Here is a 26,114-nt window from a genome sequence, read left to right on the forward strand (position 1 = left end):
CCGCCACCAGGACAGGCAACTAATAGAAACTATACGTCCTCCACTGATTGTACGCAAGGGTAAAATCTACTTGTACAAGACTAAACTCTACATTGTTTAAAAGAAGTAGGATTTAAAAATGTAATTCAGGCATAGAAAAGGAGATTCACAAACTCTTTACATTTTCCAAAATCTGTGCTAGGATTATAAAGGTTCTGTTAAGGATATATACCTGTGGAACAGAGCCTTTATAATATATACGTCTGTAGCTCAGTGGATAGAGCAATGCCCTCCGGAGGCATGTGCGGCGGTTCGACTCCGCTCAGACGTGTATTTTTTGTAACTATTTAGAAGAGCAGAAATAGAGCTTGCCCTTCTAATATAGTTACATTTTTAATATCTTAAAGCTTATCTAATGGATGTATAAACAGAAGATGAAGGGGAGAGAACAATGTCAGGTTATAAGTTAGCTTTTAAAAAGGCTTTTCCTTGTACAATTCCCGTACTTACAGGGTATCTTTTCATAGGGATTGCTTTTGGTGTAATGTATGCTGAGAAAGGATATTCCGCCTGGTGGGCAGTGCTGATGAGTGTGCTTGTGTATGCGGGTTCCGCACAGTATTTGGCGGTGAATTTTTTTGTGCCGGGTATTTCTTTTGCACAGATTATATTTATGACCTTGATGGTAAACGTTCGACATATATTTTACGGGCTGACCTGGCTGGAGAAGTTTCACCAGATGGGAAAAAAACGCTGGTACATGATTTTTGGACTTACCGATGAGACGTATTCCCTTTTATGTTCGGCAAAAGCGCCTGAGGGTGTTGATGAAGATAAATTTATGTTTGCAATCGTTCTTCTGGATCAAAGCTACTGGGTTGCAGGTTCTGCCATCGGAGGCATTCTAAAAAATGTACTGACCTTCAATACAGAGGGGATAGAGTTTGCAATGACAGCGCTGTTTGTCGTTATATTTACAGAACAGTGGATGAATGTAAAAAATAGGATACCGGCGGCAATCGGTGTGATTTCGGCCCTTCTTTGCCTGCAGATATTTGGAAGTGCAAACTTTGTATTTCCGACCATGATTCTAAGTGTTCTGGCATTGTTTATAACAAGGAAACGTCTGGAAGGGGAGGAGGAAAACCATGCCGCTTAATAGAACTACATCTCTGCTCATTATTGTGGCAGTGGCTGCTGTAACATTGAGTACCAGAGCATTACCGTTTCTTGTGTTTCCGAAGGGGAAACCGATACCCAAGACAGTGGAGTATCTGGGAAAGGTTCTGGCCCCTGCTGTGATTGGCTTACTGGTTGTATATTGCCTGAGGGATACCTCTGTCATGTCCTCCTCCCACGGGATACCCGAAGCCCTGGCAGTGCTGACTGTAATAGTACTCCATGTCTGGAAACGCAACAATCTATTGAGCATCGGGGTGGGAACAGTGCTGTATATGTTTCTGATACAAGTGATATTTTAGTTACTGTTTAGTCATAAAAAATGGGTGCCGCATGCGGGAGAGGATTTGTTCCATCTCTGCACTTAGCGCCCGGTTTGTTGAGATTCTTTGTCATGTTAGATTTAGTTTTCTAATAAATATGTAACGTGTGGCAAAATATTCCACAATTGTAAGGACAAAATTGATAACACCGCTTAATTTGAGCGTTGTGAATAAATACTGAACTGTGTCAGTTTCTGTTGCGGCATCATTTATGTAAGGTCCCGGAAATAAATTGAAAATAACCATAAGGCCCAGTACTACAATCTGAATGACAGCTGAGGTGATGAAATAAGTAAGAATAGCACACAGTACCCGATGACTGGGGAACAACTGTCCGATTGAGATACATACATATATGGTGACGGTGCCGCTGAAGGAGCTTAGCAGGGTGAACACAAGCAACATAGTTCCATAACGGCCAAGGGGCATTCCAAGGGCTTCTGTTATTTCCGGGGCTACTTTTGCATAAGCTGCGGTCAAATTGGAGCCGGACAGAAGTATAACTAGAGAAAGTGCCAGGATAAGGATGTCAAGTATGTACCAGATTGTGCCGGAAAAAAGCTTTGCCCAAAGCTGCTCTACAGGCGTGGCGGGCAATGTCCAGGACAGGTACCCCTCATCTGTGAAAAGATTCCTGTAAAAGCGTACGGCCAGCAAAGCTGCAGTTCCTAAGCTTACTGCAGTGAACAGCAGGACATAGAGGGATGTGGCCAAAATGATGTACGGCGCAATGATATCGGAGCCGGCATCAAAATCTAGTCTCTCGAAAAACAGAAGTCGTCCGAGTATGCAGGCCGCCAGTAAAATGCCATGGAGAAGGATAAAAAAGCGGCTGCCGTATTTTAAATCATATTTTAATAATTTCCCTAACATTTAAAAACCTCCCTGAACAGTGAATCTACAGACTCTCTTTTTGCCGTACGTATTTCGTCCACCGTGGCATTTAAGACAAGCTGTCCCTTTTGGATAAAAAGAACCCGGTCCAGCATATTTTCAATGTCTGTAATCAGATGGGTGGACAGAAGAATGGTGGCATTCTCATTGTAATTTGTCAGTATAGTTTGAAGAATGTAATCTCTTGCAGCAGGATCTACTCCGCCGATCGGTTCATCCAGTATAAAAAGTTCGGCATCCCGGCTCATCACCAGAACAAGCTGCACTTTTTCCTTAGTTCCTTTTGAAAGTGTGCGCAGCCGCGCGTGAGTATCAATATCCAGGTCACTGAGCATGGCTCTGGCATGTACAACATTGAAGTTCTCATAGAAGTCGGAAAAGTAGGACAGAATTTCTTCCACTTTCATATGGTCATTCAGATAACTTCTTTCAGGGAGATAGGATACTAGCTTTTTAGTATCGGCTCCGGGTAACATACCATTTATCAGAACCTGCCCGGCTGTAGAAGTAATCAGCCCGTTTATGAGCTTGATCAAAGTGGTTTTCCCGCTTCCGTTAAGACCCAGAAGTCCTACAATCTGTCCTCTTTCCAAAGTCAGGCTCAGATTGGAGAGTGCATAAATATTGCCATATTTTTTTGTTAATCCCTGACATTCCAGAATTGGTTTCATTCTATTACTCCTCCTTTAATGCTTCCTGTATTAATTCCAGGATTTCTTCCCTGTTGTATCCCAGAAGAGTCATTTTCTCAAAAAACTGCCGGATGTGTTCGGATGCCAGATTTCGTTTTATCTTTTTCAACATAGTCTTGTCCTCCGTAATGAATCTTCCGCTGGTCCGCTGTGAATATACTAATCCACTGCGCTCTAGCTCGGACAAAGCTTTCTGCATGGTGTTCGGATTTACCGAGGCTTCCAGGGCCAGATCCCGGACGGAGGGAAGTTTGCTGCCGGGGCTGTACACGCCGGCTATAATATCCTGCTGGATACGTTCCATTAACTGCAGGTAAATTGGGCGGTTATTATCTAAATCCCATGGCATCTAAGCCGCCTCCTTTTCTATGATATAAATGAAAACATAATTGTATTATCTGTATAATACAAAAATACAATAAGTGGAGGCAGATGTCAAGCACGGCCCTAATGTTTCCCACAGGCAATTTTGTCCAGCAGGCGGTTGTCAAAATGTCCACTCTTAAGCATCTCAATCTCATATTTATACGGAGCATATGTTTTTTTAGGGTTTACAGCAGAGGGGACATAAGGTGTTTCCAGGATTTTGGGGACGTTCTCAAAATCCTTGTGGTATACGATGGCTTTTAAGGCATCAAAGCCAATCTCACCGAAACCAATATTTGCATGTCTGTCTTTTGCTGCCCCGGGTACATTTTTGGTGTCATTGATGTGGAAAACAGCAATCTGTTCTTTCCCGAGTATCTTGTCAAACTTTTCGATTACATCGTCAAACCCATGTTTGATATCATATCCACTGTCACTTGTGTGGCAGGTATCAAAGCAGACCCGGAGCTTGTCATTGCGTATGACACCGTCGTAGATGCGGGCAAGCTCTTCAAAAGACCTGCCGATTTCAGAGCCTTTCCCTGCCATGGTTTCCAGGGCTACGAAGCAGCCAGTATCCCTTGTGAGCACTTCGTTTAACCCCTTAATAATCTGTGCCGTGCCAATATCGACACCTGCCCCTACATGTGAGCCGGGGTGAAGAACCAGAACATGGCTTCTGCAGGCAACCGTGCGCTTTATCTCTTTATCCAGAAACTCAACGCCCAATTCAAATGTTTCCGGTTTTACGGAATTTCCTAGATTGATAATGTAGGGAGCATGCACAATAAATTCTTCAATGCCATGTTCTTTCATATATTCCCATGCGGACTCTATATTTAATTCACCGATTTCCTTCCGGCGTGTATTCTGTGGTGCGCCGGTGTAGATCATAAAGGTGTTTTCTCCGTATGATACGGCCTCCTTTGCAGAGCCAAGGAGCATTTCTTTACCGCTCATTCCAACGTGTGATCCTATTTTTAATTTCATGGTTAAACTTCCTTTCTAATACTTGCCCTTACTGATTATACATGATAAAATAGCCAAATAGAACAAATTTAGATTGGAGTGTGGAGCAAAAAGTGAAGACAATATTGGAAGTTATTACCATAGAGATGCAGAAGGCCTTCGAAAGTGCAGGTGTAGATGCATCATTTGCTAAAGTGACACTGTCGAACAGGCCGGATTTATGTGAATATCAGTGTAATGGTGCCCTAGCGGCTGCAAAGACCTGCAAAAAGGCACCTATCGTAATAGCAAACGCTGTGGTGGAAAAGCTCCAGAGCTGCAGATATTTTTCAGAAGCAGTGGCTGTGAACCCGGGATTTATAAACCTGAAGGCTGCTCCTTCCCTTGTGGCAAAATACCTGAATCAGATGGCAGTATCTGAGAATCTGGGGGTGGAGAAGGAAGAAAAGCCTAAGACAATTATGATAGATTACGGCGGCCCCAATGTGGCGAAACCTCTCCATGTGGGCCATCTCCGTTCCGCCATTATCGGGGAGAGCATCAAGCGGACAGCCCGGTTTAAAGGTAACAAAGTAATTGCCGATATCCATATGGGGGACTGGGGATATCAGATGGGGCTTATTATTACGGAATTGGAGAAGAGGCAGCCTGAGCTTCCATATTTTGATGAGAATTATAAAGGGGAATACCCAGAGAGAGCCCCTTTTACCATTGAAGAGCTGGAGGAGATTTACCCGACTGCCAGTGCTTATGCCAGGGAACATGATGAGTATCGGGAAAAAGCCCTTTATGCCACTTATCTGCTGCAGAACGGAAAACGGGGTTACCGTGCACTCTGGAGCCACATTATGAAGGTGTCTGTGAGGGATTTGAAAAAGAATTATGAACAGTTGAATGTGGAGTTTGATTTGTGGAAAGGTGAGGCTGATGTCCAGAAGTATATTCCCGGAATGGTAGCCATGCTGAAGGAAAAGGAATATGCCCGCTATGATGAGGGTGCCCTTGTTGTAGATGTTCAGGAAGAGGGGGACAAAAAAGAAGTGCCGCCTTGTATGATATTGAAATCAGATGGGGCTGCCTTATATGACACCACAGATCTGGCTACCCTTTTAGAACGTGAAGAACTCTACAAACCAGATGAGGTAATCTATGTAGTAGATAAGCGTCAGGAGCTGCATTTCCTGCAAGTATTCAGATGTGCAAGAAAGACCGGAATTGTGGGAGAAAGGGCAAACTTAAAATTCCTTGGCTTCGGTACGATGAACGGAAAAGACGGCAAGCCGTTTAAGACAAGAGAAGGCGGTATCATGCGCCTGGAGAATCTGATCCGGGAAATCGATGAAGAAATGTATAAAAAGATTATGGACAACCGGACAGTATCTGAGGAAGAGGCTTTAAGTACGGCAAAGATTGTAGGTTTAGCTGCTCTCAAATATGGGGATTTGTCAAATCAGGCTTCCAAGGATTACGTGTTTGATGTTGACCGGTTTACTTCTTTTGAGGGAAATACGGGGCCATATATTTTATATACCATCGTCCGCATAAAATCCATATTGAATAAATATCAGGAGATGAACGGAACACTGGACGGACTTGTCATCCTGGAGCCTTCGGGGGATTTTGAAAAGGCATTAACGTTGGAGGCTGCAAAGTTTAATGATGTTATTGATACGGTGTATGAGGAAAGTGCCCCCCACAAAAATTGTGCTTATATTTATGACTTGGCAAATGCTTTTAACAAGTTCTATCATGAGACGAAGATTTTGACAGAGGAAGATGAGACAAAGCGGCTGGGATATATTGCGCTTTTGAAGCTGGTGAAGGAGATTTTGGAAACCTGTATTGATTTGCTTGGTTTTGAAGCGCCGGAAAGGATGTAATCAGGAACATGACAGAAAAGTTGTTTTATGAAGACAGCCACATGACTGAATTTGAAGCACGGGTAGAACTGTGCAGAAAAAAGGGAGAACATTTTGAGGTAGTCCTTGACAGGACTGCCTTTTTTCCAGAGGGAGGCGGACAATATGCAGACACTGGCTTTCTGGGAGATGTAAGAGTGACAGATGTTCAGGAAAAGAACGGGACGATTTACCATATCACAGAAGAAAGTCTGGAAGAAGGACGGAACATCACCGGGAAGATAGACTGGGAGCTTCGTTTTATGAAAATGCAGCAGCATACTGGGGAGCACATTGTATCCGGGCTGGTTCACAGCCGATTTAGCTGGAACAATGTGGGCTTTCATTTGGGAAATGAAGACAGTACTATGGATTTTGACGGAGAGATATCAAAAGAAGAACTACGTGAGATTGAAAGACTGGCAAATGAAGCCGTTGCAAAAAATCTGGAAGTTCTGGTCACATATCCCTCCGATGATGAATTGGCGAATCTGGAATACAGAAGTAAGATTGAGATTGAGGGACAAGTTAGAATTGTGACAGTCCCCGGTTATGATGTATGTGCATGTTGTGCGCCCCATGCAGAGAGAACCGGGGAAATCGGGCTTATTAAACTTACGAATGTGCAGCGGTACAAAGGCGGAGTAAGAGTGACAATGCTCTGTGGATTCAGAGCTCTTACAGACTATAGCGAAAAAGAAGAGCAAGTGAAAAACATCTCTGCAATGTTGTGTGCTAAAGAAGACGAGGTTTTTCAGGCTGCAGCGCATCTGAAAGAAGAAAAGAACAAGCTGCAGGCAAAACTGGCAGAGACCCGGAAAAAATTGCTGGAATATAAGGCGGGAGAAACTCCGGAAGAGGAAAGCTTTGTTTGCCTTTTTGAGGAAGACCTAGACGGGGATGAGCCAAGACTTCTTGTGAATCAGGTACTGGCCCGGGGAAAAGATGGATGTGCTGTTTTTGCAAAAAACAAAGATATGAGTTTTCGGTATGTAATCGGCGGAAGAAATATGGATGTACGTTCTTTTGCAAAAGGGCTGAACGCACAGTTCGAAGGCCGGGGGGGCGGAAAACCTGAAATGGTGCAGGGTTCCCTGAAAGGAAAGGAAGCTGAGGTAAAGGCGTGGGTACAAAAGATGACGGAGGAGATAAAGTATGAATAAGAATCCAAATTCAAAACAATTTTGGAGGCTGGCCGGCCCCATTCTTCTATATTGGGCCATAGATTTCTTTGCTAAGTTTCTGATTGAAATGATAGTTCTTGCGCCTTATATGGGAGAAGTTATGAGTAAAAGCCTGACCTCCGAAAGTATGACCCAGCAGGAAATTATGGAGCTGGCCCTGAAAAGCGGGGAGAAGGCAGCAGAAATTGTACAGAGGTATCAGTTTGGAATTCTGGGAGTTGCTGCTTTATTTACAATTCCTCTTACCTTGACCTTATTTTTAAAGGACAGGAAGCGGGAAAAGCTCTTGGAGCTGCCTTTAAATAAGAAAGCAGGTGTTACAAGCTATCCTGCTGTCATTGTACTGGGTGCAGCGGTGTGCATCGGAATGAGCTGTCTTTCGATTATGACGAATCTTGCCTTTATAAGTGATGGATACCAGAAAGCATCGGACACTTTTTACTCGGAGGGTCTTCCGGTACAGATTATTGTTCTGGGAATCATTGTTCCTCTGACAGAGGAGCTGATGTTTCGCGGAGTTCTATTTAAGAGATATCGGGAAAGGGAGAGCTTCTTAAAAGCAGCATTATATTCAACACTGCTGTTTAGTATTACACATGGAAATGTGGTACAGTTCCTATACAGCTTTTTGTTGGGAATGCTGTTGGCTTATGTGTATGAAAAATATGGCTCCTTTAAGGCAGCGGCAGCCCTTCATATTACAGCCAATGTTGTGTCGCTGATTCTTACGGATGCTGGCGGATTTACCTGGCTTGCAGCACAGCCTGTAAGAATGGCAATGGCCACTGTAGCCAGCGCGTTTATCGGTTCAGTCATGTTTGTACTGATTCAGAAAATTGATGAAAAACCGGAAGGTATGAAGCCTGCCGACAATAATGAAATAACACCTGATATGTTCCGCTAATGCAAAAGGGACAGTCCCCACTGAAAAGGGGACTGTCCCTTTTGAAGACCGTAATCAGACAATTATCGGTGAGAAGGTGAATTATCTAATTATCTGACAATTACAACTAAAGTCTTTATTTACAAATGAAAAAAAGTGTAGTATAGTAGGAAAAAATAAAAAACAGCATACGAAAGCTGTTTTAGGAAAGGACAGGGAATATGGGTGAACTGAAAAAAAGCTCACAGACCGGTCTGTATCAGCCCGGATTCGAGCATGATAACTGCGGTATCGGTGCAGTTGTAAACATTAAAGGAATAAAAAGCCATGATACAGTGGTGAACGCCTTAAAAATCGTAGAAAATCTTGAACATAGAGCAGGCAAGGATGCCGAGGGTAAAACAGGAGATGGTGTAGGAATCTTACTTCAAATTTCACACAAGTTCTTCTCCAAAGTTTGTAAACCCCTCGGTTTTTCTTTACCCAAAGAACGGGATTACGGCGTTGGAATGTTTTTTCTCCCCCAGGATGAACTGAAGAAAAATCAGGCAAAAAAGATATTTGAAGTGATTACGGCAAAGGAAGGGCTGAAGTTTCTGGGGTGGAGAGAGGTGCCCATTCAGCCGGAGATTCTGGGCAGGAAAGCTCTGGACTGTATGCCCTGCATTATGCAGGCTTTTATTGAAAAGCCAAAAAAACTTGAGCAGGGTCTTCCTTTTGACCGCAGACTTTATGTAGTGCGCCGGATTTTTGAGCAGAGCAGTGACGATACTTATGTGATTTCTCTTTCCAGCCGCACAATTGTGTATAAAGGAATGTTCCTGGTAGGGCAGCTCCGCATGTTTTTTCAGGACTTACAGGATAAAGATTACGAGTCGGCTATTGCAATGGTACATTCCAGATTCAGCACTAACACCAACCCCAGCTGGGAGCGTGCTCATCCTTACCGCTTTATAGTGCACAACGGAGAAATCAATACTATTCACGGTAATGTGGATAAAATGCGGGCCAGAGAGGAAAACATGGAATCCAAATATCTGAAAGGGGAGCTTCACAAGGTTCTCCCTGCCATTAATAATTCCGGCTCCGACTCTGCAATGCTGGATAATGCCCTGGAATTCATGGTGATGAGCGGCATGGAACTTCCCCTGGCTGTAATGATTGCAATTCCCGAGCCCTGGATGAATAATCAAAGCATGGCACAGAATAAAAAGGACTTTTATCAGTATTATTCTACTATGATGGAGCCTTGGGATGGGCCGGCATCCATCTTGTTCTCCGACGGTGACTGCATGGGGGCTGTGCTGGACAGAAATGGTCTGCGTCCTTCCAGATATTACATTACAGATGATGGTTATCTGATTCTTTCTTCCGAGGTAGGAGTACTGGATATCGATCCCACGAAAATCCTAGTAAAGGAGCGCCTTCACCCGGGAAAAATGCTCCTGGTAGATACCGTGCAGGGAAAGGTGATTGATGATGAGGAGCTGAAAGAAAAGTATGCCAATGAAAATCCTTACGGGGAATGGCTGGACAGCAACCTGATTCATCTGAAGAATTTAAAAATTCCGAATCAGGCTGTGCCCTCCTATGCAAAAGAGGAATGTGTGAAACTTCAAAAGGCCTTTGGTTACGCATATGAAGATGTCAAGAGCTCTATTTTGAATATGGCAAAAAACGGCGGAGAGGGAATTACTTCCATGGGCATTGATGTACCTCTTGCGGTGCTTTCCCGCAAGAACCAGCCACTTTTCGGATATTTTAAACAGTTATTTGCCCAGGTGACAAACCCGCCTATTGATGCAATCCGTGAGGAAATTGTAACGTCTACGGCCATCTACATAGGCAAAGATGGAAATCTTCTGGAGAAGAAGGAAGAAAACTGTAAAATGCTGCAGGTAAACAATCCGATTCTGACCAACACAGATCTTTTGAAAATAAAAAGCATGAAGATTGAAGGATTTCAGGTAGCGGAAATCCCCATTGTATATTACAGAAACACTAGTCTTGAAAAAGCTCTTGACTATCTGTTTGTTGAGGTCGACAGAGTAATACGGGGAGGGGCAAATATACTGATTCTGTCTGATAGGGGTGTGGACGAATATCATGTGGCTATCCCTTCTCTGCTGGCAGTATCCGGTCTTCAGCAGCATCTGGTGCGGACTAAGAAAAGAACAAGTGTTGCTATGATCCTGGAATCCGGTGAGCCCAGAGAAGTACATCAGTTTGCAACCCTGCTTGGGTATGGAGCGTGTGCAATCAATCCATATCTGGCTCATGAGTCTATCCGTCAGCTTATTGATACCAATATGCTGCACAAAGATTATTATGCGGCAGTAGATGATTATAATTCTGCGGTCATCCACGGCATTATTAAAATTGCTTCCAAGATGGGGATTTCTACAATTCAGTCATATCAGGGGGCAAAGATATTTGAGGCAATCGGACTCAAAGAAGAGTTCATCAATAAATATTTTACAGATACGGTCAGCCGTGTGGGCGGTATAGGAATCGAAGAAATTGCCCGAGATTATACTGCATTTCACTCGGAAGCCTTCGATCCCCTGGGGTTGGAAGTTGACATGACGCTGGACAGTGTGGGGCGGCATAAATCAAAAAGCGGCGGCGAGGAGCATCTTTATAATCCGAGGACCATCCATGCACTGCAGCAATCCACAAGGCGCAGCAATTACCAGCTGTTTAAAGAATATACAAAAATGGTGGATGAAGAGGGGGAACAAATCAATCTAAGAGGACAGCTTGAATTTAACTACCCGAAGAAAGGTATTCCGTTAGAAAAAGTAGAAAGTGTAGACTCTATTGTTACAAGATTTAAGACAGGCGCCATGTCCTACGGCTCCATTTCCAAGGAAGCCCATGAAACACTGGCCCGGGCAATGAATCTGCTTCACGGAAAATCCAACAGCGGTGAAGGCGGGGAAGATATTGACCGCCTGAATACGGAGCGGGGTTCTGCAATTAAACAAGTGGCATCCGGAAGATTTGGGGTGACCTCCAGGTATCTCGTCAGTGCCAAAGAAATCCAGATAAAGATGGCACAGGGGGCAAAGCCGGGAGAAGGGGGACATCTGCCGGGTGGGAAGGTGTATCCCTGGATAGCGAAGACACGTTATTCCACACCGGGAGTGAGCCTCATATCGCCGCCGCCCCACCATGATATCTACTCCATTGAAGATTTGGCACAGCTTATTTATGACTGTAAAAATGCAAACAAAGATGCCAGAATCTCCGTAAAGCTGGTGTCGGAGGCCGGCGTCGGAACTGTGGCGGCCGGTGTTGCAAAGGCAGGCGCGGGAGTTATTCTAATCTCAGGGTACGACGGCGGTACTGGTGCAGCACCCAGAAGTTCTATCCACAATGCAGGTCTGCCCTGGGAATTAGGTCTTGCTGAGACTCATCAGACATTGATTCAAAACGGTCTGCGTGACAGAGTCCGCATTGAGACTGACGGTAAGCTGATGAGCGGGCGTGATGTGGCAATCGCAGCCATGCTTGGTGCCGAGGAGTTTGGATTTGCCACGGCACCTCTTGTGACAATGGGCTGTGTAATGATGCGGGTTTGCGATATGGATACCTGTCCGACAGGAATTGCAACTCAGAATCCGGAGCTGAGGAAGAGATTTCTCGGGAGGCCGGAATATGTAGTGAACTTTATGCGCTTTATTGCAGAAGAGCTAAGAGAGTATATGGCGGGCTTAGGCGTGAGTACCGTAGATGAACTTGTGGGAAGGACCGACCTTCTGAAGGCAAAGCAGGTTCCAACGTCCAAGCGCGCTGAAACTCTGGATCTAAGCCGTATCTTGTACAATCCTTATGCTAAAGAGCGAAAAGGTGTGACCTTTAACCCCAAAAAAGTATTTGACTTTGAACTGGGGAAAACGCTGGATGAAAAAGTACTCCTGAAACATTTTCTCCCCGCGTTGGAGAAAGGGCAGGGAAAGAGTATCGAATTGGATGTATCCAATGTGAATCGTACTTTTGGGACTATATTTGGCTCTGAAATCACAAGAAGACACCCCCAGGGGTTGCCGGAGGATACCTATGTTGTAAAGTGCAAAGGAGCGGGTGGACAAAGCTTTGGCGCTTTCATTCCGTCTGGACTTACGCTGGAACTCACTGGCGACAGCAATGACTATTTTGGAAAGGGCTTATCCGGGGGCAAGCTGGTTGTTTGTCCTCCAAAGGGAATCAAGTTTAAGGCCAGTGAAAATATTATCATCGGAAATGTTGCCCTTTATGGAGCTACAAGCGGGAAAGCATTTATCGGAGGTGTGGCCGGAGAGAGGTTCTGTGTGCGCAACTCAGGTGTCCATGCAGTTGTGGAAGGTGTCGGAGACCATGGATGTGAATATATGACAGGCGGGCGGGTCGCTATTTTAGGGCAGACAGGAAAGAACTTTGCCGCCGGCATGAGCGGCGGTATCGCATATGTGCTGGATATGGAAAATGATTTATACCGCAAAGTGAATAAAGAGATGGTTAGTATTAAGCGTGTGAGTGACAAGTATGATGTGCAGGAGCTTAAAAATATGATCAAAGAGCATGTGGCTTATACAAATTCTGAAATAGGGAAAAAGATCCTGAATAATTTTAAGGACTATCTTCCAAAATTTAAAAAAATTATACCAGGTGATTACGAGCGCATGATGACTGCAATTTTGCAGATGGAAGAAAAGGGCCTGAGCAGTGAGCAGGCAAAGATTGAAGCATTTAACAAAATAAAAAATGGAAGATAGGAGGCGCAAATAGTGGGAAAACCAACAGGATTTATGGAATATGAAAGGCAAAATAAAGCAGCGGAAGAATCTAAGAAAAGAATCAGGCATTTCCGGGAATTTTACACGCCTCTTTCCAGGGAAGAGCAGGAAATACAAGGGGCCAGATGCATGGCATGCGGTGTCCCCTTCTGCCAGTCCGGGCAGATGCTGGGAGGTCTGGCAAGCGGCTGCCCTCTGCACAATCTCGTGCCGGAGTGGAATGATCTGATCTATAACGGGAACTGGGAGGAGGCATATGCGCGCCTTCGGAAAACTGATAATTTTCCAGAGTTTACAGGCCGGGTCTGCCCGGCTCCCTGTGAAACGGCATGTACCTGCGGACTTCATGACGACCCGGTTTCCATAAAAGGGAATGAATACAGTATTTCGGAAAATGCTTATACAAAGGGATACGCAGCTGCCTGCCCCCCTAAAGTGAGAACAGGCAAGAAAGTGGCAGTCATAGGTTCCGGCCCGTCCGGCCTTGCGGCTGCCGACCAATTGAACCGCAGAGGACATCTGGTGACAGTATTTGAGCGGGAAGATAAGGTGGGCGGACTTCTGCGCTACGGTATTCCAAATATGAAGCTGGAAAAGCAGGTCATAGACCGGAAAATTGCAATTATGGAAGAGGAAGGTATCATTTTCTGCACAGACTGTAATGTAGGAAAGGACGTGAAAGCCACGGAACTCCTAAAAAAATATGACAGGGTAGTGTTGGCCTGCGGTGCGTCTAATCCAAGAGATATTAATGTACCGGGGCGTGAAGCCGAAGGAATTTATTTTGCAGTGGATTTTCTGAAATCAACGACAAAAGCATTGTGGTCAAATAATATGGAATTGAAGGATGGCACCTATATTTCTGCAAAGGGAAAGCATGTGATGGTAATCGGCGGCGGAGATACAGGAAATGACTGTGTGGGAACCTCCGTCCGCCATGGTGCAAAATCTGTACTCCAAGTAGAGATGATGCCAAAACCACCGGCCAAGAGGGCAGAAAACAATCCATGGCCGGAATGGGCAAAGGTCTGCAAGACAGATTATGGCCAGGAGGAGGCGGCAGCGGTCTTCGGAGATGATCCCAGGGTGTACACGACTACTGTAAAAGAATTCATTAAAGACAAAAAGGGTGCGGTCTGCAAGGCAACGATGGTAAGGCTGGAGTCAAAGAAAGACGAGAAAACAGGAAGAATGATGATGGCCGAGATTCCGGGGAGTGAATACAGTGTAGACGTGGATCTTGTTCTTATAGCTGCAGGCTTTCTGGGAAGTGAAAGCTATGTCACCGGTGCGTTTAGTGTTGAAGTGAATGAGAGAACGAACGTCAAAACAGTTCCGGGGGAATATGAGACAAATGTGAAAAATGTATTTGCCACCGGAGATATGCACAGAGGACAGTCACTGGTTGTATGGGCGATACGTGAAGGCAGAGAAGCAGCACGACAGGTGGATTTAAGTCTCATGGGATATACAAATTTGTCTGTTCAGTAGATAGAAGGGAGGCTTATTGCCTCCCTTTTTTCTGAAAATTTTTGTTTCCTTTTTTCTGAAAATTTTTGTTTCCTTTTTTGTGGAAATTTTTGATTGACAGAAAATATTGTCTGTGATATGATACACATCACAAACACATTCTTAAGTGTTTGGCTCTTTAATTCTATAGCGGTACATCCTGTATCGTTCTATAAAGTTTTTTCGGGATATCCCCGGTTTTTCAACCTATTTATTTTAATGATTCATAATATTTTTGTCTGTTCAAGGTGGTGATGTCTATTGATTGTCTGACTCAATTCTAAAATATATACAAAACAGCGGATTGGAAAAAAGTAAAAAACAGGAGGACTGTGTATGAAAACATTTATGGAAGAGTATGGTGTGATTGTGGTGGCTGCAATTATCATTATGATTATTGTGGTGGCTGCAACACCTATTGGAAACAGCATTAGGGATGGCATTACTGAGGCTGTGGAGAAGCTGACAGCGGCGCTGAATACAACAGTGGCGGTAAACTGATGTGCAGAAAGGCGGGAGATAAGTGAGGGTTTCCAGAGAATCATGGAATTTGAAGGATGACAGTTTCGGGCCGCTTCTGCCCTATGTGCAGGACAGAGATATTACAGACATTAACTTTAACGGGACAGATGTGTGGGTCGAGCATTTGAAACGGGGAATTTATAAGGCACCGGTAAAACTGTCAAAGGAGTTTGTCAGTCAGTTTAGTGTCAGAGTCTCAAATGTAGTTAGTGAGCAGATTAATAAGTATAACAATGTGCTGGAGGCAGAGACAGATATTTTACGCATCTCCATTATACATCCCAGTGCGACAAATACAGGATATTCAGTATCCATACGGAAAACCCCGGCCGTGATGCGAATGACCAAGGAAAAAATGTTGCGTGACCAGTATTGTTCCAGAGAAGTGTTTGAATTTTTAATTCAGTGTATCAGGGCGCGGATGAATATGGTATTCTGTGGGCGGCCCGGGGCGGGAAAGACAGAGCTTTTAAAATTTTTGACCCAGTACATACCCAGAGAAGAAAAGGTGATGACCATAGAGGATAATTTGGAAATACATTATAAAGATATCAATCCCGGGGCAAATTGTGTAGAACTGAAGGTCGATGAAGAATTTTTCCCTTATACAAAGGCTATAAAGACTGCGCTCAGACAGAATCCTCAGTGGGTTCTGCTTTCCGAGGCGCGGTCAACAGAGGTAAAATATCTGCTGGAATGCTTTTCAACAGGTCTCCACGGCCTTACAACTCTTCACACAGATGACACCAGGAAAATACCTGACAGGATTCAAAATATGATGCAGGACACCTATTCGGCATCCAGAATGGAAAATGATATCTATAGCTTTCTAAATGTGGGGGTCTTGCTTTGCAAGAGAGTGACGGAAGATAAAGAAGTGGTGCGGTTTATTGATCAAATCTGTCTCTTTGACCGTGTAGGGGAAGAGAATGTAAAGCATCTCCTGGTAGAGCGAGGAAAGTTTATTTCAGGAGAAATACCTCAAAACATACGGAAGAAATTTGAACTGGAAAGTTTGGAGATTCCATATTTGGGCAGAAGACAGTGCGTCAGTGCGCGGAGGGAAAAATGAAGAGAAGAAAGAAAAGAGAAAGGCTGCGGTATTTAAGTCCGGGATACCTGCGCAGAGAAATTCAAGGATTCGGATACCATTTCTCTTTGCGCCGGTACGCCGGGTGTTTTCTGGGGTTGTATGGCTTTGTGGCATGCCTTTCTTATGTGTTCAGATTGAAGCTGCCCTTTATATTGGTTATTTGTGGGATTACAGCCTGTTTTGTACCGGGGATGTTTGCAATGGTATACCGCAGCCAGTATGAAACTAAGCGGTTTGAAGATATTACGGCATATATGGAGCAGATGCTGTATTCTTTCAAACGGCATGCAAAAATATTGAATTCACTGGAGGACACCCTTGTGCTCTTTGAGAAGGGGGAAAGCAGGCTTTATGATGCTGTTTTGGAAGCAATAACTTATATCCAAAACGGGACGGCACAGAGTAATCTTTACCGGGAAGCCTTTTCTATTGTAGAAAAAGAGTATGGTTGTCCGAGGCTTTATAAAATTCATGATTTTTTTATAGAGGCGGAGGCAGTCGGCGGAGACTTTGCCATGTCGGCGGATATTCTCTTGAAAGACAGAAGACTGTGGATTGATAGGGTTTATGAATTGCAGAGAGAAAAGAAAAATATAAAGGCAAAAATAACGATAGGTATCATACTTTCATTTTTGGTTTGTGGGATGACTGTCTATATGCTGCCGGAGGAATTTGGGATCACAAAGAATGTTGTATCACAGGCCGTAACGATGGTGACGATACTGCTGAATCTGCTTATATGGTATGCTGCGCAGGTGAAATTGTCTGCGGACTTTATGCAGTGTAAGGACGTACCGGAATCTAAAGATGTGAAAAGACAGTATAATTATGTGATGCACGGAGATTTAAATAAAGAGACTGGAAAGATGTGTATACCTGCAGTACTATTTGTTCCTCTTGCTGTACTGTTGGGAAAAAAGGGGAGCCTGGCTCCTGCAGGACTGTTGCTGATTTTTTCTGTGATACTGATTACACAACCCCGGCGGCGGTATAAGGTTTCTATGAAACATGTGGCAAGAGAGGTGGAAAAAGCATTTCCAGACTGGCTATTGAGTATGTCTTTGCATCTGCAGACGGACAATGTACATGTGTCTTTGACTAAATCTGCTGCATATGCACCGGAAATTTTGAGAGAGGAGTTGACGCTTCTGCTGGAGGGAATAGAAGATACACCGGATGCTGTCCGTCCTTACCTGTCTTTTATGGATAAGGTAAAGCTGCCGGATATTACATCAGCAATGAAGGTTTTGTACTCCATGGCGGAATTTGGAATGGCTGACGTGGGCGGACAGCTCGGTCCTTTAGTGGAGCGGAGCTTAGTTATGACAGATAAGGCAGAACGCCTGAAGGCAGAGGATCATCTGGCAGGAATCAGTTTTCTGGTTCTTCTGCCAATGGTCACAGGCGTTATAAAAATGTTGGCAGACTTAGGCCTGGTTATGGCTTATATTCTATCTGCAGTTGCGAATATAACATGAGAGGAGGAAACTTCATTGAAAGAATTTTTAGAAGAATATGGAGGTATTATTGCTATTTCTCTGACAGGATTTGCAGTAATGTACGGATTGTGGGATATCTTGAGAATGATTTGTGGAGCAACACTTTAGAAAATGGAATAGTACAAAGTCCGGAGCAATCCGTAGGTATCAGGGGGCAAAATACCTTTTGACCCCTACATCATGTGATGGGAGAGATGGCATATGAAAGAATTTATAGAGGAGTATGGCGGCGTAACTACAGCATGTATTCTAGGACTCACACTTTTAAGGGTTCTGCTGGGACTGTTAGGAGAGAAAGGGGAAATTACTCATTTGATTCAAGAATTTCTTACAGGAATCGGCGCCACAGGTTTATGATAGTTAAGACGAGGTGATAGTTTTGAAGATGATGCTTGGAGAGTATGGAAAACTTATAGTTCTGGTAATTCTTCTGGGCAGTATGATTCTGATTTTGTTTGGGACAGGAGAGGGGGGCCTGCCGGGGATGATAAAAAGTGCCCGCCCTGAAGCAAGTTTAAAGGACAACGACTCTTTTTCCCTTGCACAATCCATTTTCTCTAGAAAGCCTCCGGAATTGTCTGTAAAAGTTAAAAAACTGTACAGAGGACAGGAATACAACCTTCTGGATGCAGAATCATTTTATATAGAGGCAAAGACTGCCGGGGGAGAGGAGCCGGAGGTGTCTGTGATAAAAGTTACAGATCCGAAGCTAAAGGATATTACCAAAGAAGTGCTCCCGGAAAAATTTATGCCTGCGTTATCCGGGGAGTACCGGATTGTGTATCGGGCGGCAGAAACTTATCTGGGCAGTACAAAGACAACAGAAAAGGAGTATAATTTTATCGCAGATTGAGAGGAGGAGAAATGAAAGGTGCGGTTGAGACAATGATGGGAATGATTATGATTGCCTTTATGGCAGTTTTAAGCACAGCGTATATTATAGCATCCTTAAATACACAAAAAGCGCAAAACTACCATTCAACGGTGGTTGCGGAAGTAGAAGCCGGAGACTTTTCGGAAACCATAATACAAAGCTGCAAAAAGAAAGCTCTGGAAAACGGATACAAAGATTTAGCAATTGAGCCGCTCATTAGCATAAAAAATGAAAAATATGCAAAAGTCACATTGACATATGACTACACACTTCCTGTATTGAATCTGTTTCTCAAGCACCAGATTGCAGGATATGCGAGATAAGGGAGGAAAAGTATGAGAAATGCTGTTATTGTATTTTTCATGATTATAATACTGATTTTTTCAGGAGCAACTATTCAAACTGCAGAGAACAGAACAATGCGAAAAAATGAACTAGAGAGCAGCTTAGGTGCGGCAATGAAGCAGTCTATGAAAATTTTGAAAATTCATTCAACGTATGATCCGGGTACCTCACCGGAAGCGGACGAACTGGCGGCAGACTTCATTCAGGGATTCCTTATGAAAATAACAAGCAACTCTGATTTTACTATAGAGATACTGGGCATGGATGTGGAGAAGGGGCTGCTGGATGTCAGAGTAACGGAGAAGTATAAGCAGATCATTGGATATGGGAAAATATCCTGCCGGAAAACAGTGATATTGGAGAATGTAGAAACCAGAGAGGAAAAGTTTTATTTAGTTTCTTTTTGGATACCAAAGGAAGAAAAACCGGGAGGAGAAGTTTTGTCGGATGAGTACATAATAAAGAAGGTTAATGTTCGCAGTGGTGATATCCTTGATGCCACGTTGCTCCCCAAAAACTCTATATTGAGAGAAGGATACACTTTCTGTGGTTGGAAACTGGTCAAGCCTGTAAGCGGGCTGGGAGGTCTATATGGAGAAGAAAATATTAGTTCCTTCAGAGTAGAGGAGGACATGGAATTTCAGGCAGTATACCAGTAGCAAGCCGCACCAAAAATCTGCATGGCTGAACTGTTACCTAAAATATTACAAAAATGTTAAAAGGTTATTGCATTTTTGCCATTCATCCGTTATAATTCAATATATGTGAATATGAATTAAATTTTGAGTCCCGTGTTGAAATTTTTCATGATATACTGTTGAAAAATGTCGTAGAATATTGTATAGTAGGACATATATGTGGGGACATAGATAATAAAAAGAATAAGGATGGGTGAATCACATGAAAATTAAGAAAGTACGCAATGTGCTTACAGCCACAGCGCTGACATGTTCCATGATAACAGTGCCTGTATTTGCAGCACCGGCAAATTCTTCAAGCCTGGAGTCACAGAAAAAGCAGACGCAGAGCGAAGTTGACAATCTCCAGTCACAATTATCAACCCTTATGTCCAAGATGACAGAATTGCAGAGTCAGCTGATTTCAAAAGGCCAGGAGATTACGGAGGCCAAGCAGAAGCTGGCAGATGCTCAGGAAAAGGAAAAGCAGCAGTATGAGGACATGAAGCTCCGTATTAAGTATATGTACGAGGAGGGCGATGGTTCTGCACTGGAAAGAATCATAAGTTCAGGAAGCATTGCAGATATGCTGAGTCAGGCAGAATACGTACAGAAAATACATAGTTATGACCGGGATATGCTGAATGAATATGTAGACACCGTAACGGAGGTCAAGAATCTGGAGACGTCTCTGGAGAACGATATGGATAAGCTGGAAGAGATTCAGACACAGTATGAGGATCAGCAGACAGAGATGAATACAACCATCGAAGGCAAGCGTGCAGAAGTAGCTAATCTGGATCAACAGATTCAGGAGGCGGCTAAAAAGGCAGCCGAAGAGGAAGCAGCGAGACAGAAAGCAGCACAGGAAACGGCAGCGAAGAATAACAGTGCAGCCCAGATAGCTGGTGCAGGGGGCAATGGTGCAACTCCTGAAACGCAAGTCACTCCTACAGTAGACCCGCCGGTAGTGCCGGATACGCCGGCCCCGCCAGCAAATACGGGAAATACAAGTGCGGCACAGGCGATTGTAAATGCGGCCTGGACACAGATTGGGGTTCCTTATGTATATGGGGGTTCGACACCTTATGTCGCACTCGACTGTTCTGGATTGACACAGTGGTGTCATGCACAGGCTGGAATCAGTATTGGACGTACAGACTGGCAACAGCTTGCGGGAGGGCAGATTGTTTACGATCCCCAGCCGGGAGACATCTGCTGGACACCAGGGCATGTGGCAATTTACATAGGCGGCGGCCAGATGATTGAAGCACAGCAGGATGGTGTGCCTGTTTGCGTCAGTTCAGTACGTGCTACATCTTATGTAAGATATTGGTAAGCATACGTAAATATGAATATAAAAAATCCCGCGGAGCGCGGGATTTTTTGCACCCATTTTAATTGGTACAGGGTTTTTAACTATTTTTCGGGGACAATCTCCAGCCAGTACCCATCTGGGTCTTCGATAAAATAAATTCCCATCTTTGGATTTTCAAAACATACGCACCCCATTTCTTTATGCTTTGCCAGCGCAGCATCAAAATCATCCACATTGAAAGCCAGATGAATCTCATTATCTCCCAGTTCGTAGGGGCGCTTCATATCCCGGAGCCAGGTAAGCTCAAGCTGGTGCGGCATTGTACCGTCAGTTAAATATACAAGTATGAAGCTGCCGTCTTCTGCCTCCTTAGTGCGGGCAACCTCCAGACCCAGTGCCTCCTTATAGAAGTCCAGCGACTTCTGTAAATCATAAACATTTAGGTTGTTATGTGCAAATGTGAAATGCATATCTCTGCCTCCTTATCATACAAGTGAAAAGATTTGTACTAGTATATTTTCAGTGTACTACAAAGGAGCCGGATAGTGCAAGCCAGCTGTAAAAAGGTGTAAAAAGGGGACAGTCCCTTTTGCAGTTCGTTTTCAGAAAATTCTTGCATTTGTTTTTTTTCTATGATATACTATATCCGCTACAAAAATCACGTGTGTGGATTTCTTTGATGGTGCCTAAGTCTGTATGAAACAGGCCGGTTTTAAGGAAAGAATTAAAGCATACGGAAGTTCAAAACCAATGGAGGAAAGAAATATGAGTGTTATTTCAATGAAACAACTTTTAGAAGCAGGTGTTCACTTTGGACATCAGACTAGAAGATGGAACCCTAAGATGGCTCCGTACATCTACACAGAGAGAAATGGTATCTATATCATTGATCTGCAGAAATCAGTAGGAATGGTTGACGATGCTTACAAGGCTGTTGCAGATATTGCTGCAGAGGGCGGCACAATTCTGTTTGTCGGAACAAAGAAGCAGGCACAGGATGCTATCAAGTTGGAAGCAGAGCGCTGCAATATGTTCTATGTTAATGAGAGATGGCTGGGCGGTATGCTGACCAATTTCAAGACAATTCAGAGCAGAGTTCAGCGTTTGAAAGATATTGAAAGAATGTCTGAGGATGGAACATTCGATGTACTTCCTAAAAAGGAAGTAATTGAACTGAAAAAAGAGTGGGCTAAGTTAGAAAGGAATCTGGGCGGAATCAAAGGAATGAAGAAGCTCCCGGATGCTATTTTTGTCGTAGACCCGAAGAAAGAGAGAATCTGCGTTCAGGAAGCACATACACTTGGAATTCCGTTGATTGGTATTTGTGATACAAACTGCGATCCGGAAGAACTGGACTATGTAATCCCGGGGAATGATGATGCCATCAGAGCAGTGAAGCTGATCGTTTCTAAGATGGCAGATGCTGTTATTGAAGTAAATCAGGGTGCATCAGGTGAAGAAGAATATTATGAAGAGGCTGCAGATGAAGCAGTAGCTGAAGAGACTGTAGAAGCAGAATAGTACGAATTCAAGATGCTTCAGCCTGTGGATACAGGTTGGAGCATTTTTGGTAATGGGCATAAAATATCAAATGACGGAGGAATAATCATGGCAATTACAGCAGGGATGGTAAAAGAGTTAAGAGAAATGACAGGTGCGGGAATGATGGACTGTAAGAAGGCTCTGACAGAAACAAATGGAGACATGGATGCAGCTGTTGAATTTTTAAGAAAGAACGGACAAGCTAAAGCTGAGAAAAAGGCAGGAAGAATCGCAGCAGAGGGTATTGTAAAAACAGTTGTGAAGGATGATAAAGCAGCAGCTATTGTGGAAGTAAATTCTGAGACAGATTTTGTCGCAAAGAATGAAGAGTTCCAGGGATTTGTTGAGGCCGTTGCAAATCAGGCAGCAGACACAGATGCAGCAGATATAGAGGCATTTTTGGCAGAGCCTTGGGCAGCTGACACAACGAAGACTGTAAAAGATGCCTTAGTAGCGGAGATTGCAGTAATCGGAGAAAACCTGAATATCAGAAGATTTGAGAAGATCGTGACAGAGGGGTGTGTTGTATCCTACATTCACGGGGGCGGACGTATCGGTGTTCTTGTGGAAGCAGAGACAGACGTTGTAAATGATGAAATCAAGACATGCCTCAAGAATGTAGCAATGCAGGTGGCAGCTATGTATCCGAAGTATGTATCCCGTGCAGAAGTGTCTCAGGAATACATGGATCATGAAAAAGAGATTCTTCTGGCTCAGGCTAAGAAGGAAAACCCGGAAAAATCGGAAAATATCATCGAAAAGATGATTATAGGACGCCTGAATAAAGAACTCAAAGAGGTATGTCTGTTGGATCAGGCATATGTTCAGGACAGCGATCTGACAGTTGCAAAATATGTTGAAAAAGTAGCAAAGGAGAACAATGCTAAGGTAGCAGTAAAGAGATTTGTTCGCTTTGAGACTGGTGAAGGTCTTGAAAAGAAACAGGAGAACTTTGCAGAAGAAGTTGCTGCTCAGATGCAATAGGGAGCATTGCGGCGAACTTTTGAATAATTAGTAATGTAGAGCCCTTACAAATGGTGTGGATGCGCTGTTTGTAAGGGCTTTGTGCAATCATATAATATTTTGAAGAGGAGATAGATATTTTTGATAGTCCGTGGTATGATACGCATAAGAACAGGAGTGCTATTTCAAGAAAGAGTGATGGTTATGACATTGACACAGGCAACAAAATCTCATGAAACAACTTATACGATAAATGATGCAATGGATGTCCTGCTAGCAAAGCTGGATGAGGCCATTGATGATATAGAGAATGGAAGAGTGCAGACTATAGAAGAAGCATGGGAAGAAATTGACGCAATATAAGAGATATATATGTAAAACAAAAGATATAAAGTAGTGATTGCTCAAAGTGGCAAGCTGGATGCAAAAGAGAAGAAAAATATGTACTCCGGCAGTTTAAGTACAGGAGTACGCAGCAAGTTTCTCAAGGAAGATAAAGAAAGCGACATTCCAGCTTGATACACTTCCCACTGGTTATAACATAACGGGCCGTCAGTATCGTGGTTATGAAATTTACTTGAAACCATGGGAATTATATTTGATGTTTTATATCGTAAATGCCATAAACTAAATTGATAGTTGTTAACTTCCGCTGAGAGTTTTAGATAAATGCTGAGGAGGTATTTTGTTGAATGAATTTAAAAGAAATCAAATTATTTCTTTTTACAGTTGAAGAATATAAACGCTTTATGACTACTACTTATAATTAAATTAAATGTGCTAGAGTATAAATCTTTGTAAACAGTGTAGATACGCTGTTTGTAAGGATTTTGTTGTGTGCGGATTATGCTAATGAAGCGTGGATATTTATTGGAAGACGTAGTATTATATAAATAAAGGAGAAAAGGAGTCGGCTGCGTACTAGTGGGTACAGATAAAAAAGGGATTATGTTCTTGGTACGATTAAAGTTGATGACCTTGAGCCGTGTTCAGAGTTCAAGCGTTTAATTTAAAAGAAAAACATGGCGAAATGATTACAGAAGACAGGCGTAAAGTGCTAAATAAGAAATACAAGATGAAAGAATAGGGGGACTTGTAAATGGACAATAAGAATGAAATTTTTTTGAAACAAGTTTCTGATGTGTTACAAAAGGCGAGAAATAATGCTAAGACAGCTGTAAATTTAGCAATGGTCTATTCCTATTATGAAATTGGCAGAATGATTGTTGAGGAGGAACAACGTGGAAGTGAACGAGCGGAGTACGGAAAATATATCTTAAAAGAACTATCAATATATCTAACAAAACGATTTGGCAAAGGATTTTCGATCACAAATTTAAAGCAGATGCGGCAATTTTATCAAATATATGAAGTTGATCAAATTGGTCAGACAGTGTCTGACCAATTCCCAAACCTTCCGGTAACCAAAAGCGGTAGGAAATTTTTCTTGAGCTGGTCTCACTATTTAAAATTGATGCGAATTAGTAATGTGGAAGAAAGACATTTCTATGAAATAGAGGCGGCTAAAAATGATTGGAGTTTGTCTGAACTAAAAAGACAATTTAATAGTGCATTGTATGAACGGTTAATTCTTAGTGCAAATAAAGATAAAATAAAACAATTGGCAAAAGAGGGACAAGTGATTCAATGTACAAATGATGCAGTGAAAGATCCATACGTGCTTGAATTCCTGGGATTACAAAAGTTGCCAGAGTATTCTGAGTCGGAACTGGAATCCAGAATTATTGATCAACTTCAGACATTTTTGTTAGAACTGGGTACAGGATTTACTTTTGTTGGGAGACAGGTACGTTTTACATTTGAAGAGGAACACTTCAAAGTGGATTTGGTATTTTACAATCGTTTGTTGAGATGTTTTGTGCTGTTTGATTTAAAAATAGGAGAACTAAAACATCAAGATATAGGACAGATGCAGATGTATGTGCATTACTATGATAGAAAAGTTAAGCTTGAAGATGAAAATTCAACGATAGGAATTATTTTATGCAAGGACAAGAATCAGGCAGTTGTGGAAATGACGTTACCAGAAGATAATAATCAAATATTTGCAAGTAAATATCAAACAGTATTGCCGAGTAAAGAAGAATTACAAAAACTTTTAGAAGAACAAAGCGAAAGTGCAGGAGATTAAAATTAAAAACGAGCATTTTGGGATAGCAACGTTTAAACTGGGGGAAGAAAAATCATTTCCAAATAGATTTCTCGTTACCCCCAAAAAACTTGAAATGATGATGAGGATTAAGAAGCAGACAGCATGATACTATCCCCAAATCAAATAGTTGGGGTATAGCCAAAATAAGAAAGCGGATAGAGCTGGAAAATACATGCTTTTACTATGGAAACAAGGTGGCGCTACATAGTTGGTTTCCAAAGTTCGCAAAACAGATGCAAAACTAATCTGAACTTCATACAGAAATGTCAAACCCCGGGAAAGCCTTTAATTGCTGGCGATTCCGGGGTTTCTTGCGTCAAAAAAAGAATCGCTTAAACTTATCATAAATTACCGCATTTTCGTAAGCGATGAATAACATAGCGTTCCAAATTTCAGATCCGATATGAGATAATCTATCTACATGAAGTAGATGAATCAGGATTTGCCAATACTT

Annotated in this window: 25 protein-coding genes and 1 tRNA gene; 21 read left to right on the plus strand and 5 right to left on the minus strand. The window is 43.0% G+C overall.

Annotated elements, in window-relative coordinates; genetic code table 11:
• The first annotated feature begins 238 nt into the window (after positions 1–238).
• From EDD59_RS16145 to EDD59_RS16155, 3 genes are all read left to right on the plus strand, one after another.
• Positions 239–310, plus strand: a tRNA-Arg gene (locus EDD59_RS16145).
• Between the two features lie 120 nt (positions 311–430).
• Positions 431–1,138 carry an AzlC family ABC transporter permease gene (locus EDD59_RS16150; protein ID WP_132383763.1) on the plus strand — a complete coding sequence of 236 codons (708 nt, stop codon included), beginning with the start codon at positions 431–433 and terminating at the stop codon, positions 1,136–1,138.
• On the plus strand, positions 1,128–1,460 hold the full coding sequence (locus EDD59_RS16155; RefSeq protein WP_132383765.1) for a branched-chain amino acid transporter permease: 333 nt from the start codon (positions 1,128–1,130) through the stop codon (positions 1,458–1,460). The genes EDD59_RS16150 and EDD59_RS16155 overlap by 11 nt, the downstream gene beginning before the upstream one ends.
• Before the next feature lie 90 nt (positions 1,461–1,550).
• Here the strand turns inward: EDD59_RS16155 and EDD59_RS16160 are convergent, their stop codons facing one another.
• The 4 genes from EDD59_RS16160 to EDD59_RS16175 all read right to left on the minus strand — a co-directional run bounded on the left by EDD59_RS16160 (position 1,551) and on the right by EDD59_RS16175 (position 4,423).
• The gene (locus tag EDD59_RS16160; RefSeq protein ID WP_132383767.1) at positions 1,551–2,354 is read right to left on the minus strand and encodes a hypothetical protein; all 804 of its coding nucleotides are present in this window, start codon (positions 2,352–2,354) and stop codon (positions 1,551–1,553) included.
• Complete coding sequence (locus tag EDD59_RS16165) at positions 2,348–3,046, minus strand: ABC transporter ATP-binding protein (RefSeq protein WP_132383769.1); 699 nt, start codon at positions 3,044–3,046, stop codon at positions 2,348–2,350. The genes EDD59_RS16160 and EDD59_RS16165 overlap by 7 nt, the downstream gene beginning before the upstream one ends.
• A gap of 4 nt (positions 3,047–3,050) precedes the next feature.
• Positions 3,051–3,416: a GntR family transcriptional regulator gene (locus tag EDD59_RS16170; RefSeq protein WP_132383771.1), complete on the minus strand. Its 366-nt coding sequence runs from the start codon at positions 3,414–3,416 to the stop codon at positions 3,051–3,053.
• Positions 3,417–3,514: 98 nt separating this feature from the next.
• Entirely contained in the window at positions 3,515–4,423 is a 909-nt protein-coding gene (locus EDD59_RS16175) for a deoxyribonuclease IV (protein ID WP_132383773.1), read from the minus strand.
• 92 nt (positions 4,424–4,515) lie between these two features.
• Here EDD59_RS16175 and argS point away from each other — a divergent pair, with 92 nt between their 5' ends.
• The 13 genes from argS (at position 4,516) to EDD59_RS16230 (ending at position 21,003) form a co-directional block, all read left to right on the plus strand.
• Complete coding sequence (gene argS / locus EDD59_RS16180; RefSeq protein ID WP_132383775.1) at positions 4,516–6,282, plus strand: arginine--tRNA ligase; 1,767 nt, start codon at positions 4,516–4,518, stop codon at positions 6,280–6,282.
• Positions 6,283–6,290: 8 nt separating this feature from the next.
• Positions 6,291–7,463, plus strand: coding sequence for an alanyl-tRNA editing protein (locus EDD59_RS16185; protein WP_132383777.1), 1,173 nt, complete (start codon positions 6,291–6,293; stop codon positions 7,461–7,463).
• On the plus strand, positions 7,456–8,388 hold the full coding sequence (locus EDD59_RS16190; RefSeq protein ID WP_132383779.1) for a CPBP family intramembrane glutamic endopeptidase: 933 nt from the start codon (positions 7,456–7,458) through the stop codon (positions 8,386–8,388). Before EDD59_RS16185 ends, EDD59_RS16190 begins: the two co-directional genes overlap by 8 nt.
• Before the next feature lie 200 nt (positions 8,389–8,588).
• Positions 8,589–13,124 carry a glutamate synthase large subunit gene (gene gltB / locus EDD59_RS16195; protein WP_132383781.1) on the plus strand — a complete coding sequence of 1,512 codons (4,536 nt, stop codon included), beginning with the start codon at positions 8,589–8,591 and terminating at the stop codon, positions 13,122–13,124.
• Positions 13,125–13,136: 12 nt separating this feature from the next.
• Entirely contained in the window at positions 13,137–14,636 is a 1,500-nt protein-coding gene (locus EDD59_RS16200; protein WP_132383783.1) for a glutamate synthase subunit beta, read from the plus strand.
• 354 nt (positions 14,637–14,990) lie between these two features.
• Positions 14,991–15,155 (plus strand): hypothetical protein, encoded by a 165-nt coding sequence (locus tag EDD59_RS17895; protein WP_165920978.1) that lies wholly within the window; start codon positions 14,991–14,993, stop codon positions 15,153–15,155.
• 22 nt (positions 15,156–15,177) lie between these two features.
• Positions 15,178–16,248 carry an ATPase, T2SS/T4P/T4SS family gene (locus EDD59_RS16205; RefSeq protein WP_132383785.1) on the plus strand — a complete coding sequence of 357 codons (1,071 nt, stop codon included), beginning with the start codon at positions 15,178–15,180 and terminating at the stop codon, positions 16,246–16,248.
• Positions 16,245–17,747, plus strand: coding sequence for a hypothetical protein (locus EDD59_RS16210; protein ID WP_132383788.1), 1,503 nt, complete (start codon positions 16,245–16,247; stop codon positions 17,745–17,747). Before EDD59_RS16205 ends, EDD59_RS16210 begins: the two co-directional genes overlap by 4 nt.
• Positions 17,748–17,969: 222 nt before the next feature.
• Complete coding sequence (locus EDD59_RS17900; protein ID WP_165920979.1) at positions 17,970–18,125, plus strand: hypothetical protein; 156 nt, start codon at positions 17,970–17,972, stop codon at positions 18,123–18,125.
• Positions 18,126–18,147: 22 nt separating this feature from the next.
• Positions 18,148–18,621, plus strand: a complete 474-nt coding sequence (locus EDD59_RS16215) for a hypothetical protein (RefSeq protein WP_132383790.1) — start codon at positions 18,148–18,150, stop codon at positions 18,619–18,621.
• An 11-nt stretch (positions 18,622–18,632) separates the two neighbouring features.
• A complete protein-coding gene (locus EDD59_RS16220; protein ID WP_132383792.1) occupies positions 18,633–18,965 on the plus strand; it encodes a hypothetical protein in 333 nt (110 codons plus the stop codon).
• A 12-nt stretch (positions 18,966–18,977) separates the two neighbouring features.
• A complete protein-coding gene (locus tag EDD59_RS16225; RefSeq protein ID WP_132383794.1) occupies positions 18,978–19,646 on the plus strand; it encodes a hypothetical protein in 669 nt (222 codons plus the stop codon).
• Positions 19,647–19,887: 241 nt separating this feature from the next.
• Complete coding sequence (locus EDD59_RS16230) at positions 19,888–21,003, plus strand: C40 family peptidase (RefSeq protein ID WP_243117468.1); 1,116 nt, start codon at positions 19,888–19,890, stop codon at positions 21,001–21,003.
• Between the two features lie 80 nt (positions 21,004–21,083).
• Here the strand turns inward: EDD59_RS16230 and EDD59_RS16235 are convergent, their stop codons facing one another.
• A complete protein-coding gene (locus tag EDD59_RS16235) occupies positions 21,084–21,452 on the minus strand; it encodes a VOC family protein (protein ID WP_132383796.1) in 369 nt (122 codons plus the stop codon).
• 295 nt (positions 21,453–21,747) lie between these two features.
• Between EDD59_RS16235 and rpsB the strand changes: the two genes are divergently transcribed.
• The 5 genes from rpsB to EDD59_RS17905 all read left to right on the plus strand — a co-directional run bounded on the left by rpsB (position 21,748) and on the right by EDD59_RS17905 (position 25,766).
• Positions 21,748–22,503 carry a 30S ribosomal protein S2 gene (gene rpsB, locus EDD59_RS16240; protein WP_132383798.1) on the plus strand — a complete coding sequence of 252 codons (756 nt, stop codon included), beginning with the start codon at positions 21,748–21,750 and terminating at the stop codon, positions 22,501–22,503.
• An 87-nt stretch (positions 22,504–22,590) separates the two neighbouring features.
• On the plus strand, positions 22,591–23,508 hold the full coding sequence (tsf, locus tag EDD59_RS16245) for a translation elongation factor Ts (protein WP_132383801.1): 918 nt from the start codon (positions 22,591–22,593) through the stop codon (positions 23,506–23,508).
• A 135-nt stretch (positions 23,509–23,643) separates the two neighbouring features.
• Positions 23,644–23,850: a hypothetical protein gene (locus EDD59_RS16250; protein ID WP_132383803.1), complete on the plus strand. Its 207-nt coding sequence runs from the start codon at positions 23,644–23,646 to the stop codon at positions 23,848–23,850.
• Between the two features lie 736 nt (positions 23,851–24,586).
• On the plus strand, positions 24,587–25,639 hold the full coding sequence (locus tag EDD59_RS16255; RefSeq protein WP_132383805.1) for a PDDEXK nuclease domain-containing protein: 1,053 nt from the start codon (positions 24,587–24,589) through the stop codon (positions 25,637–25,639).
• The gene (locus EDD59_RS17905; protein WP_165920980.1) at positions 25,626–25,766 is read left to right on the plus strand and encodes a hypothetical protein; all 141 of its coding nucleotides are present in this window, start codon (positions 25,626–25,628) and stop codon (positions 25,764–25,766) included. Before EDD59_RS16255 ends, EDD59_RS17905 begins: the two co-directional genes overlap by 14 nt.
• The last annotated feature ends 348 nt before the right edge of the window (positions 25,767–26,114 follow it).

Source organism: Muricomes intestini (assembly GCF_004346165.1).
Classification (GTDB): domain Bacteria; phylum Bacillota; class Clostridia; order Lachnospirales; family Lachnospiraceae; genus Muricomes; species Muricomes intestini.